General features: G+C 68.9%; 13 protein-coding genes, 2 tRNA genes and 1 pseudogene. 10 read left to right on the plus strand and 6 right to left on the minus strand.

All coding sequences use genetic code 11. The features are described from left to right. Together gyrA and VIP82_RS05930 are read left to right on the plus strand one after the other, a co-directional pair. On the plus strand, window positions 1–2444 hold a 2444-nt coding region (gyrA, locus tag VIP82_RS05925), incomplete at its 5' end, for a DNA gyrase subunit A (protein ID WP_331906618.1). Next, complete coding sequence (locus tag VIP82_RS05930; protein WP_331906620.1) at window positions 2441–2845, plus strand: DUF3566 domain-containing protein; 405 nt, start codon at window positions 2441–2443, stop codon at window positions 2843–2845. The genes gyrA and VIP82_RS05930, both read left to right, overlap by 4 nt. 68 nt (window positions 2846–2913) lie before the next feature. On the opposite strand, the gene VIP82_RS05935 is transcribed toward VIP82_RS05930, so the two are convergent. Next, window positions 2914–3627 (minus strand): VIT1/CCC1 transporter family protein, encoded by a 714-nt coding sequence (locus tag VIP82_RS05935; protein WP_331906622.1) that lies wholly within the window; start codon window positions 3625–3627, stop codon window positions 2914–2916. A gap of 86 nt (window positions 3628–3713) precedes the next feature. On the opposite strand from VIP82_RS05935, the gene VIP82_RS05940 reads away from it, so the two are divergent. The 3 genes from VIP82_RS05940 (at window position 3714) to VIP82_RS05950 (ending at window position 4386) form a co-directional block, all read left to right on the plus strand. Next, window positions 3714–3787: transfer RNA gene (locus tag VIP82_RS05940), tRNA-Ile, on the plus strand. Between the two features lie 11 nt (window positions 3788–3798). Continuing rightward, a tRNA-Ala gene (locus tag VIP82_RS05945) sits at window positions 3799–3871 on the plus strand. A 77-nt stretch (window positions 3872–3948) separates the two neighbouring features. Beyond that, on the plus strand, window positions 3949–4386 hold the full coding sequence (locus VIP82_RS05950) for an NUDIX hydrolase (RefSeq protein WP_331906624.1): 438 nt from the start codon (window positions 3949–3951) through the stop codon (window positions 4384–4386). Between the two features lie 15 nt (window positions 4387–4401). Here the strand turns inward: VIP82_RS05950 and VIP82_RS05955 are convergent, their stop codons facing one another. Further along, window positions 4402–4899 carry an aminoacyl-tRNA deacylase gene (locus VIP82_RS05955; RefSeq protein ID WP_331906626.1) on the minus strand — a complete coding sequence of 166 codons (498 nt, stop codon included), beginning with the start codon at window positions 4897–4899 and terminating at the stop codon, window positions 4402–4404. Beyond that, on the minus strand, window positions 4892–5464 hold the full coding sequence (locus VIP82_RS05960) for a DNA helicase (RefSeq protein ID WP_331906628.1): 573 nt from the start codon (window positions 5462–5464) through the stop codon (window positions 4892–4894). Before VIP82_RS05960 ends, VIP82_RS05955 begins: the two co-directional genes overlap by 8 nt. Window positions 5465–5559: 95 nt before the next feature. On the opposite strand from VIP82_RS05960, the gene VIP82_RS05965 reads away from it, so the two are divergent. Next, a complete protein-coding gene (locus tag VIP82_RS05965; RefSeq protein ID WP_331906630.1) occupies window positions 5560–6132 on the plus strand; it encodes a peptidylprolyl isomerase in 573 nt (190 codons plus the stop codon). 90 nt (window positions 6133–6222) lie between these two features. Continuing rightward, the gene (locus tag VIP82_RS05970; protein WP_331906632.1) at window positions 6223–7116 is read left to right on the plus strand and encodes a rhomboid family intramembrane serine protease; all 894 of its coding nucleotides are present in this window, start codon (window positions 6223–6225) and stop codon (window positions 7114–7116) included. A 216-nt stretch (window positions 7117–7332) separates the two neighbouring features. On the opposite strand, the gene VIP82_RS05975 is transcribed toward VIP82_RS05970, so the two are convergent. Then, on the minus strand, window positions 7333–7572 hold the full coding sequence (locus VIP82_RS05975) for a cell division protein CrgA (RefSeq protein WP_194412174.1): 240 nt from the start codon (window positions 7570–7572) through the stop codon (window positions 7333–7335). A gap of 55 nt (window positions 7573–7627) precedes the next feature. Between VIP82_RS05975 and VIP82_RS05980 the strand changes: the two genes are divergently transcribed. The 3 genes from VIP82_RS05980 to VIP82_RS05990 are packed head-to-tail and all read left to right on the plus strand — an operon-like array spanning window position 7628 to window position 9251. After that, window positions 7628–8419 (plus strand): class E sortase, encoded by a 792-nt coding sequence (locus VIP82_RS05980; protein WP_331906634.1) that lies wholly within the window; start codon window positions 7628–7630, stop codon window positions 8417–8419. Continuing rightward, entirely contained in the window at window positions 8419–8607 is a 189-nt protein-coding gene (locus tag VIP82_RS05985) for a hypothetical protein (protein WP_331906636.1), read from the plus strand. Before VIP82_RS05980 ends, VIP82_RS05985 begins: the two co-directional genes overlap by 1 nt. Next, entirely contained in the window at window positions 8604–9251 is a 648-nt protein-coding gene (locus tag VIP82_RS05990; protein WP_331906638.1) for an anthranilate synthase component II, read from the plus strand. The genes VIP82_RS05985 and VIP82_RS05990 overlap by 4 nt, the downstream gene beginning before the upstream one ends. Before the next feature lie 42 nt (window positions 9252–9293). Here VIP82_RS05990 and pknB read toward each other — a convergent pair whose 3' ends face one another. Both pknB and VIP82_RS06000 read right to left on the minus strand, forming a co-directional pair. Continuing rightward, a complete protein-coding gene (gene pknB, locus VIP82_RS05995) occupies window positions 9294–10988 on the minus strand; it encodes a Stk1 family PASTA domain-containing Ser/Thr kinase (RefSeq protein WP_331906640.1) in 1695 nt (564 codons plus the stop codon). Between the two features lie 94 nt (window positions 10989–11082). Beyond that, a pseudogene (locus tag VIP82_RS06000) lies at window positions 11083–11906 on the minus strand (serine/threonine protein kinase); the annotation flags it as partial.

Here is an 11906-nt window from a genome sequence, read left to right on the forward strand (position 1 = left end):
ACCGCCCGGACCGCTCCTTCAACAAGTGCGCCCGTGTGGTGGGCGAAGTCATGGGCCAGTACCACCCCCACGGCGACACCGCGATCTACGACGCGCTCGTGCGCCTGGTGCAGCCGTGGAGTCTCCGCTACCCGCTGGCCCTGGGCCAGGGCAACTTCGGTTCGCCAGGGAACGACGGCGCCGCGGCGCCGCGGTACACCGAGACGAAGATGGCGCCGCTCGCACTCGAGATGGTGCGCGACATCGACGAGGACACCGTCGACTTCCAGGACAACTACGACGGCCACACCCAGGAGCCGTCCATCCTGCCGTCGCGGTTCCCGAACCTCCTCGTCAACGGCTCGGTCGGCATCGCCGTGGGCATGGCGACGAACATCCCGCCGCACAACCTCCGCGAGGTGGCATCCGGTGCCCAGTGGTACCTCGAGCACCCCGACGCCTCGCGCGAGGAGCTGCAGGAAGCGCTGATCCAGCGCATCAAGGGCCCCGACTTCCCGACCGGCGCGCAGATCCTCGGCGTGAAGGGCATCAACGACGCATACCGCACCGGACGCGGTTCGATCACCATGCGCGCGGTGGTCTCGGTCGAGGAGCTGCAGGGTCGCACGTGCCTCGTCGTCACCGAGCTGCCCTACCAGGTGAACCCCGACAACCTCGCGATCAAGATCGCCGACCTCGTGAAGGACGGAAAGGTCGGCGGCATCGCCGACATCCGCGACGAGACCTCGGGCCGCACCGGCCAGCGACTCGTCATCGTGCTGAAGCGCGACGCGGTCGCCAAGGTCGTGCTGAACAACCTGTACAAGCACACGCAGCTGCAGGAGAACTTCGGCGCGAACATGCTCGCGATCGTCGACAACGTCCCCCGCACGCTCGCGCTCGACGGGTTCATCGCGCTGTGGGTGGACCACCAGATCGACGTCATCGTCCGGCGCACCACCTACCGGCTGCGCAAGGCCGAGGAGCGCATGCACATCCTGCGCGGCTACCTCAAGGCGCTCGACGCGCTCGACGAGGTCATCGCGCTCATCCGCCGCTCGCCCACCGTGCAGGAGGCGAACGACGGCCTGCAGACGCTGCTCGACATCGACGAGGTGCAGGCCGATGCGATCCTGCAGATGCAGCTGCGCCGCCTGGCCGCGCTCGAGCGCCAGAAGATCATCGACGAGGCCGCCGAGCTCGAGCGCCAGATCGCCGACTACCAGGACATCCTCGCCACCCCGCAGCGACAGCGCGACATCGTGCGCGAAGAGCTGACCGCCATCGTCGACAAATTCGGCGACGAGCGTCGCACGCACATCCTGCACGGGTTCGACGGCGACATGTCGATGGAAGACCTGATCCCCGAAGAGGAGATGGTGATCTCCGTCACGCGCGACGGCTACATCAAGCGCACGCGCAGCGACAACTACCGCCAGCAGCACCGCGGCGGCAAGGGCGTCAAGGGCGCGCAGCTGCGCGCCGACGACGTGGTCGAGCACTTCTTCGTCACGACGACCCATCACTGGCTCCTGTTCTTCACGAACAAGGGCCGCGTGTACCGGTCGAAGGCGTACGAGGTGCCGGAAGCCGGCCGCGACGCCAAGGGCCAGCACGTCGCCAACCTCCTGGCGCTCCAGCCCGACGAGGAGATCGCGCAGATCCTCGACATCCGCGACTACTCGGTCGCCACCTACCTGGTGCTCGCCACGCGCAACGGCCTCGTCAAGAAGACCCGCCTGACCGAGTACGACACCAACCGCCAGGGCGGCATCATCGCCATCAAGCTGCGCGGTCAGGTTCCCGAGGAGGGCGACGACGACGAGGCCGGGCCCGACGACGAGGTCGTCAGCGCGCTGCTCGTCGACGAGGGCGACGACATCCTGCTCATCAGCCGGCACGGCATGTCGCTGCGCTTCTCGGCCACCGACTCCGCCCTGCGTCCGATGGGTCGCTCGACGTCGGGCGTGAAGGGCATGGACTTCCGCGCCGCCGACAGCCTGCTCTCGGCGTCCGTCGCCACCGACGACGGCTACGTGTTCGTGGTGACCGAGGGCGGGTACGCCAAGCGCACCGCCGTCGACCAGTACCGGGTGCAGAACCGCGGTGGACTGGGCATCAAGGTGGCCAAACTCAGCGAGGATCGCGGCGATCTCGCGGGTGGTCTGATCGTCTCCGAGGACGACGAGGTCTTGGTGGTTCTTGCCAGCGGCAAGGTGGTACGCTCTGCCGTGGCCGAGGTCCCCGCCAAGGGTCGAGACACGATGGGTGTCGTGTTCGCCCGCTCCGGCGATGACGACCGCATCCTCGCAATCGCCCGAAACGGTGAGCGCGGCCTTGCCGAAGAACCCGAGGAAACCGCCGACGGAGCCGAACAGGCACCGTCACCTGAGACCCCGTCATCAGAAGACACCGACGGGTCGGATGCCTCCCCCGAGACCCCCGAAGAGAGCACTGACGCATGAGCACGGTAGCCGACAAGCTCGCCAAGAAATCGAGTCACAAGACCAGCGCCAAGCAGGTGCGCCTGCGCCTGGTGTACGTGGACTTCTGGTCCGCGGTGAAGCTGTCGTTCCTCGCCGCGATCGCGATCGCGGTGGTGACCGTCGTCGCCTTCGTGATGGTCTTCCTGGTGGTGCAGACCACCGGCCTGATCGACAAGGCCGACGAGTTCTTCTCCAGCTTCTCGGACGGCAGCATCCTGTTGTCGGACTTCGTGAGCTTCCCGCAGGTGCTGGCCTTCTCGGCCGTTGTGGCGATCCTGAACCTCGTGGTCTTCACGGTGCTCGGCGCCGTGATCGCGGGCATCTACAACCTCGCGGTCAAGGTCACCGGCGGCCTGCTCGTCGGGTTCACCTCGAACTGACGCCGAACGCGCTTCAGCGCCGGCATCCGCGGATTCGATCTGCGGACGCCGGCGCTTCGTGTGTGCGGTCAGACGACCGTCGTGCCGAGCAGCGTGCCGATGAGCCAGGTGACGACGAGCGCGAGTGCGCCGCCGACTACCAGACGCGTAGCCGCCCGCAGGCGCGGTGCGCCGCCGAGGCTCGCCGACACCGTCCCCGTCGCTGCGAGGGCGAGCAGCACGGCGACGAAGGTGACGGGGACCCGCCACTCGGGTGGCGGCAGCAGGATCGCCAGCAGCGGCAGCAGTGCTCCGAGGGTGAACGCGATCGCCGACGAGAGCGCCGCGTGCCACGGATTGACCAGGTCGTCCTGGTCGATGTGCAGCTCCACCTCGAGGTGGGCCGACAGCGCGTCGTGCTCGGTGAGCTCCTGGGCGACCACACGCGCCGTCGCTTCGGAGAGACCGCGGTCGCGATACAGCTGCGTCAGCTCCTCCAGCTCCTGCTCGGGCATGTCGCGCAGCTCGCCGCTCTCCTTGGCGATGAGCGCGCGCTCCGAGTCGCGCTGACTGCTCACCGAAACGTACTCGCCGAGCGCCATCGAGATCGCTCCGCCGACGAGCCCGGCGATGCCCGCCGTGAACAGCGCGCCGGTGTCGGTGGTCGCGCCGGCGACGCCGACGACGAGCGCGGCGACCGACACGATGCCGTCGTTCGCACCCAGCACGCCGGCACGCAGCCAGTTCAGTCGCTGCCCGAGTCCGGCGCCGTGGGGTTCGCCGGGATGAGAGGTCGCGGTCACGTGCCCAGTCAACCAGCCCGATTCGTGAAATCGAGCTTCGTCGGGTAAAGTCTTGGAGGTTGCGGGACGCAGTTCCGCAGACATTCGGGGCTATAGCTCAGGCGGTTAGAGCGCTTCACTGATAATGAAGAGGTCCCAGGTTCAAGTCCTGGTAGCCCCACCGAAAGCCCCGGGGCCTTAGCTCAGTTGGTAGAGCGCCTGCTTTGCAAGCAGGATGTCAGGAGTTCGAATCTCCTAGGCTCCACAGAACACACGAAGCCGGTTCCCGCAAGGGGCCGGCTTCTTCGTTCTCCTGGAAGAGTCGCGCGGATAGGGTGAAGCATGGACCTGCGTGTCGCGGCCTACGCGGTGATCGTCGATGAGCACGACCGCCTCCTGCTCGCCCACTGGAACGAGGGCCGCCGTGCCGCGTGGACACTGCCCGGGGGCGGCCTCGAAGAGGGTGAAGACCCGGAGCGGGCAGCTCGTCGCGAGGTCCGGGAGGAGACGGGCTATCGCGTCGCGATCGGGCCGCTGCTCGGCATCCATTCCCGTGTCATCCCGCCCGGCCGCCGATTGATACCGGGCGCCGACCTGCCGCTGCACACGCTGCGGATCGTCTACCGTGCGCGTATCACCGGCGGACGCCTGCGCAATGAGACGAACGGCTCGACCGACCGCGCGGAGTGGTTCCCGCTCGCGGAGATCAGCGCCCTGCAGCGCGTGAAGCTCGTCGATATCGCGCTCGAGATGGCGGGGATCGAGCTGCCGCCCTCTTGAGCGCGACGCCGGCGGTCAGTCGACCGGCTGCGAGATGTCGGCGACCGTCGCCCCGTAGGCGGCGATGAGGTCATCGGCGTCGACGAACATGCTGTAGCCGTGCGCACCGGCGCCCATCGCGATCCGTTGACCGACGATCTCCCTGTCGGCGTAGATCGGCCAGTCTTGGGTGCTGCCGAGGGGCACGATCGTCCCCCGTTCGTACCCCGTGGCGGCCAGCGCGCGTGCGGGGTCCGGCAGCTGAAGCTTGTTCACACCGACGACGGCCCGCAGCTTCGGCCAGGAGATGGCACGGTCACCCGGGATGAGCGCGAACAGATACGTGTCGTCGCTGCGCTTGACCACCAGGGTCTTCACGATGCCGGACGCGGGGATACCGAGCAGCGCCGCCGCCTCCGGCAGGCTGTTCGCCGCCGGGCGCTCACGGATCTCGATCGCCAGACCGCGCGCGGAGGCCGCCGCGCGAACGCGGTCGACCCCCGTCAGTGCCTCGCCCGTGACGGGCTCAGGCATCCGGCGCGCGCAGCGGGTCGTCCGCGACCCAGAGCTCGTCGTCGGCGCGAAGCGTCTGCCACGCGGCATAGAGCACACCGACCGCCGCGGCGACACCGAGGATGATGGCGATGACGCCGCCGGCGCCCATCCCCTTCTTCTGCGGTGCGGACCGCTCGAGCTTGGCCGAGAGGTACCGGCTCGCCTCGCGAGCGTACTTGTCGGCCTTCTTGCCGTAGTTCTTCGAGTCGGGCAGAGCGAATCCGCGGCCGCTGGCGAGGTGCGCGCGCGTGTCGTTCGCAGCGTCCCAGACCGACAGCGCGGAGCCGACCACGGCGCCCGCCGCAGGGATGACCGTGCTGTTGACGACCTTCTTGCCCTTGTCGACGTACGGTGCGGCGTACTTCTCGTAGCCGGCCTGCACCTGCGGCTTGACCTGTTCGCGGCCGAAGTGCCCGAGCTGGCGACTTGCTTCACGTGCGACGGATGCGGCCTCACCGACCAGCACCTGCTGCGTCTCCCACAGCTGGTTCGCCTGCTTCTGAAGCTTCTCGAGTTCCTTCTTGCGCTTGCGGCTGACGCTCACGGTTGCCCTCCCTGTCGTGGGGATGTCGTCTCCCCATCTTGCCAGACCCCTGCCGAGACGGGAGGGGTTGCAGTGAACTCTGAGACAATGTAGGAATGCCGCTTCATACAGCTGTCGCAACGATCCACACCAACTACGGCGACATCGTCGTCAACCTGTTCGGAGACCACGCCCCCCGCACCGTGCAGAACTTCGTCGGGCTCTCCGACGGGTCACAGGCGTGGACGCACCCGGCGACCGGCAAGCCGGGCGAGGGCCCGCTGTACAAGGATGTCGTCTTCCACCGCATCATCTCGGGCTTCATGATCCAGGGCGGCGACCCGCTCGGCCAGGGCGTGGGCGGACCGGGCTACAACTTCAACGACGAGATCAACGGCGAGCTCACCTTCACCGAGCCGTACAAGCTCGCCATGGCCAACGCCGGCCTCCGCCGCAACGCGATCACCGGTCAGCCTGAGGGCACCAACGGCTCGCAGTTCTTCATCACGGTCCCCGGCCAGGGCGGCCGCGGACCGGAGTGGCTGCAGGGCAAGCACACCATCTTCGGCGAGGTCGCCGACGACGCCTCGAAGGCCGTCGTCGACACCATCGCCGAGGTTCCGACGGCCGCCGGCGACCGCCCGGTCGAGCCGGTCGTCATCGAGTCGATCGACATCGCCTCGGCCTGATCGTTCGCGCGCCGGGCGTGTGGCGGAACACCGCCGCACGCCCGGATCCGCCGCAGCCCTGAGCCGACGAAACCCACAGACGGGGGCCGCGTGAGCACCGACGACTTCCAGCGCAACCGCGACAACTTCTGCTACCGGCATCCGGACCGGCAGAGCTTCGTGCTGTGCCAGCGATGCATGCGCACGATCTGCCCGGAGTGCCAGACCCCCGCCGCCGTCGGCGTGATCTGTCCCGAGTGCCTGCGTGACCAGCAGAAGTCGCAGTCGCCGGCGCAGCGCAAGGCCGAGCGCCGCTGGTCGCGTCCGCGCGCGGTGTCGGCGTCGTCGGGACAGCCCATCGTCACCTACACGATCATCGCCCTCACGGCCTTCGTGTACCTGCTGACGCTCATCCCAGGAGGATTCGGCGACTCGGTGCAGCAGACGCTGCTCTACTGGGCGCCGTTGATGTATCCCGACGTCACCGGGCGCTTCGAGCCGTGGCGGCTGCTCACCGGGGCACTCGTGCATGCGGGCATCTGGCATGTGGGCCTCAACATGCTCGCGCTCTGGATGATCGGCCGCAGCCTCGAACCGCTCCTCGGCCGGTGGCGGTTCCTCACCCTCTACGTCCTGAGCGCCATCGGCGGCTCGGTGGCGGTCACGCTGCTGTCATTCACCACGCCGGTGGTCGGGGCGTCCGGCGCCATCTTCGGCCTCTTCGGGGCCCTGCTCGTGATCGGACGCCACATCGGCGCGAATATCGCCGGCATCGCGCTCGTCCTCGGCATCAACCTCGTCATCGGGTTCATCCCCGGATTCAACGTCTCCTGGCAGGCGCACGTGGGCGGACTGCTGGTCGGCCTGCTCGTCGCGTTCATCTTCACGCGCACCCGTGCGGTGCGGCAGCGAGGCCTGCAGATCGGCCTGCTCGTCGCCGTCGGCGCCGGGCTCGTCGCGCTTCTCTTCGTGCCCGTGGTCTTCCCGGGAGTGGTGCTCGCGTAGGACTTCGCGCAGGACTTCGCCACCTCGGTCACGGAGTTATCCACAGGCCCATCCACAGCCTGGGGAGAATGACACGGGTGTAATTCACAGGTGTTAACAGAGTTGTTAACAACTCAGGATGCGGCATCACGCGGGTTCTGCCGCCGAGATGACGGCATCCGCGCACGGAAAAGCCCCGGTCGCCGTAGACCGGGGCTTCTCGTTCGCAGGATCTCGCTATCGCCAGCGCGTCGTCATGAGGAAGCCGATGAAGGCGATACCGAAGCCGATCACCAGGTTCCATGCTCCGATGTCGGGAATCGGGAACGCCATGCCGCTCAGGTAGAAGACGAGGATCCAGATCAGACCGATGAGCATCAGTCCGATCATGATCGGCTTGAACCACACCGGGTTGGGTGCGGCCTCGCCTTCTGCGCGCTCGACGAGCGAGTCGTCGTCTTTGCCGGGTCGTGCCATGGTGAAGAGTCTAACTGCCAGCCGACCCCAACCCTTGCTGTGCGAGAATCCCCCTGTGGATGACGCGCTGTCCGGTCTCGGGCGCGCCGCGCGGAGGGAGCAGACCCCGCGCCGGCGCACGTCCGTCGTCGGTGTCATCGGCGAGGTGCTCATCACCGCCGGTGTCATCGTTCTTCTCTACGTCGTGTGGCAGCTGTGGGTCGGCGATCTGATCTATGGCGCCGAGCGCAACGCCGAAGGGACCCAGCTCTCGCAGGAGTGGGCGGAGCAGTACGACGGCGAGGATCCCGTCGTCGCCGCGCCGGAGCCGGATCCATCCGCACCCGCCGCTCCGGTCACGGCGCCCGCGCCCGTGCTGCCCGAGGCCGGCGACGGCCAGACGTTCGCCGTCATGCGCATCCCCCGCTTCGGGTCGGACTACGCGGTGCCGATGGCGGGCGGTGTGACCCGTTCCCGCACCCTCGACCCGATCGGCATCGGCCACTACCCCGGCACCAAGATGCCGGGCGAGCCGGGCAACTTCGCCGTCGCCGCCCATCGCACGACGTGGGGCAAGCCGTTCAACCGCATCGCCGACCTCCACGTGGGGGACGCGATCGTGGTGGAGACGCAGGCCGGCTGGTACACGTACCGCTTCCGGACGCTCCAGTACGTCCGCCCGAACGAGGTCGAAGTGCTCCTCCCCGTGCCCCAGGCGATGGACGTCCCCGCCGGAACCGCTTACATCACCATGACGAGCTGCAGCCCCATGTACGCCATGACCGAGCGCATCGTCGCCTATGGCGTGTTCGAGTCGTTCACGCCGCGCGACGCCGGGGAACCGGCATCCCTCCAGGCGGTGGTCTGATGTACGCGGCCCTCTGGCGGGTGCTTCCCGGACCGGCGTGGGTGCGGGTGCTCATCCTGCTCGTCCTCGTCGCAGCGGTGCTGTACGGCCTGCTCTTCTACGTCTTCCCCTGGGTGAGCCAGTTCGTGAACCCGCAGGACGTCACCGTCGGGCTCCCCGCCGCGCCGTCGGGTGCGCCGGTGTCGTGACCGCGGCACCGTCGTCGGCACGCATTCTCGTCGTCGACAACCACGACAGCTTCGTCCACACCCTGATCGGGTACCTGCACGAGCTCGGGGCCGAGACCGACATGGTCGAGGCCGATGCGATCGACGATCCCGCGGGGGCGGTCACGGGTCGCCGAGCGGTGCTCGTCTCACCCGGACCCGGCACCCCCGCCGACGCCGGCGCATCCATCGCGGTCGTCCGTGCGGCGGCGGCGGGCGGCATTCCGCTCCTGGGCGTGTGCCTCGGCCACCAGGCGATCGCCGAGGCGTACGGGGCGACGGTCGACCACGCCCCCGAGCTCATGCACGGCATGACGTCGCTCGTGCATCACGACGGCTCGGCCCTGTACGCCGGGCTCCCAGACCCGTTCACGGCGACGCGCTACCACTCGCTCGCCATCGTGCCCGGGACGCTGCCTGCCGAGCTGGTGGTCACCAGCAGCACGGCGAGCGGCGTCATCATGGGCGTCGCTCACCGCACCGCGCCCGTCGTCGGCGTGCAGTTCCACCCCGAGAGCGTGCTCACCGAGGGCGGACACCGCCTGCTGGGCAACTGGCTCGCATCGGTCGGATTCACGGATGCCGCCGCCCGCGGCGCGACGCTCAGTCCCCGCCGCGACGCCTGAGCCCGCGGCACCGCCACGTCCCGCGAGACGCCGTCCGGCGCGCTACGAGCCCGAGCAGTAGATCAGCGTGATCTGCGAGTGCACCGGGACGTCGCCGGGCGTCAGCGACTGCGACTGCACGGTCGCAGGGTCAGCACCGGCGCAGTTCGGGTCCTCCTGCGCGGTCACGGTGAGGCCGACGTCCTCGAGCTCACGCGTGGCCGCGTCCACGGTGTAGCCCCGCACGTCGTCGATCGCCACCCGACCGGACGCCACGACGAGGTTCACCATCGTGCCGGCGGCGACACTCGCCCCGTCGACCGGATCGCTCGAGATGACCGTGCCGGCGGCCAGGTCCTTGTCGTTCTGCGACGTGACGGTGCCCAGCTGCAGCCCGGCGGCCGTGATCGCAGAGGTCGCGGCATCCTGGCCGAGTCCCACCAGCGTCGGCACCGTCGACATCTGCTGCCCGGTCGAGACGTACACGCTGACCTGCTGGTCGGGCGTCACCGACGTGCCCGCCTCGGGGTCGGTGCGGATGACGTTGCCGGCGGCGACCTCGGTGTTCTCCTCGTCCACGCGGATCGCCCGGAGGTCGTCCTCGGCCAGTGCTTCGTTCGCGCGCTCGTAGGTCATGCCCGACACATCGGGCACCTCGCGCACGTTGTCGGGCAGGTCGTCGCGCGGCTGGATGGTGAGGACCCAGAACAGCAGCGAGATGAGAAGCACCGCCAGCAGCGCCACGCCGGCCCAGATCCAGGCGACCGGCGGACCGGCCTGCGTGCGCTTCATGGTGGTGTCGGTGCTCAGCTGGCGCAGGGACCGCGCGGTCTCGGCCGCCTGGCGCGGGTTCGGGCCGTACAGCTCGCTGGTGAGCGCACCCACCTGCCGCTTCGACGGCTGCCGGCCGTCCACGGTCGCGTCGAGCGCCTCGCGGAAGCCGGCGGCATCCTGGTAGCGCTGGAACGGGTCCTTCGCGAGGGCGCGGAGCGCGACGGTGTCGAGGGAGCGGGGCACCGTCTCGTTCACCTCGGACGGCGGCACCGGCGCTTCGCTGACGTGCTGATACGCCACCGCCACCGGAGAGTCGCCGCGGAACGGCTGGCGGCCGGTGAGCAGCTCGTAGAGCACGACACCGGTCGAGTACACGTCGGCGCGCGCGTCGACCGGCTCCCCCTTCGCCTGTTCCGGCGAGAAGTAGGCGGCGGTGCCGAGGATCTGGGTGGTCTCGGCCACGGTCGACGAGCTGTCCGACACCGCGCGGGCGATGCCGAAGTCCATCACCTTCACCTGTCCGGCATCCGTCACCATGACGTTGCCGGGCTTGATGTCACGGTGCACGACACCGGCGCGGTGCGAATACTCGAGAGCCTCGAGGATGCCGTCGACGTAACGGACGGCATCCGTGACGGGAACCGGCCCCGCGGCGATGATCTCCTTGAGCAGCCGGCCCTTGACGAGCTCCATCACGATGAACGGGACGGGGCGAACGGTGCCGTCCGGCGACGTCAGGGAGTCCTCGCCGGCGTCGTACACCCGCACGATCGTGGGGTGGGCCATCCGGGACGCCGCCTGCGCCTCGAGGCGGAACCGGGTGCGGAAGGCGTTGTCGTCGGCCAGCTCGCGGTCGAGGATCTTGATCGCGACCTCGCGGCCGAGCGTGAGGTCGTACCCGCGGTAGACGCTCGCCATGCCGCCTCGGCCGATGGGCTCATCGATGCGATAGCGCCCCGAAAGCACACGCGGCTCAGCTGTCACGGTCACTCCCTGCCTGGAACATCAGCCACACTAGCCGAGCGAGAGCGGGTCACGCGTGCCGCGCGACCCGCTCTGCGGATTCACTCAGCCAGGCTCACGGGCTCGGCGTCGGCGTCGGTGCCGGGGCTTCGATGAGCACCGTGGCCTCACCCGACTCACCCGACGTGCGGTTGCCCGCGGTGCCGCCGCTGCACGTGACGTTGTACGTCACGATGACCGTCTGGCCCGCCGCATCGCCCGCCGTCACGGTCGCCGACCGGGCATTCTGCGGGAAGCTCGGGCCGTTCGTGATCGTGCCGTTCTGCACCGTGAAGGTGTAGGCGCTGACCGAGCCGGCGCCCGAGGGGCAGGTGTAGCCGTCCCACATGACGGTGACATCCTCGCCGGGGGCGACGGATGCCGGAGCACCCTGGAACGTCGGGGAGCTCGGCTGCGGCATCGGGGTCTGCCCGGCATAGGCCGTCAGCTCGATGATCGTGCTCTTCGGCACGTTGCCGGTCGGGCTCACGCTGTAGACCTTGCCCACGCTCGCCTCGTCGGGCGCGGCGTTGCCCTCGACGCAGTTCGCACCGAGGCCGAGCGCGTCGAGTGCCGTCGACGCTGCGGCGCAGTCCAGTCCCACGTACTCGTCCGCGACGACGTTCGCCGTGGTGGGCGTGGGGGTCGGCGTGTCGGTGGGTGTCACCGAGGGCGTCGAGGTGGTCTTGGTCGGGTCGGGCTCGGGCGTGTCCTGGTTCGCCACGACCGCCCAGATGGTGCCGATGAGCACCAGGAGCAGCAGGGCGATGAGGGCGATGAGCGGCCAGGTCCAGGGACTGCGCTTCTTCTTCTCAGTCGCCTCTTCGGCACCCTCTTCACCGGGGGCCGGCATGATGCGCGTCGCGGCCGATGTGTCGGAGCCGGCCGCGAGCAGCTGCG

The sequence above is a fragment of the Microbacterium sp. genome, assembly GCF_036566905.1.
Taxonomy (GTDB): domain Bacteria; phylum Actinomycetota; class Actinomycetes; order Actinomycetales; family Microbacteriaceae; genus Microbacterium.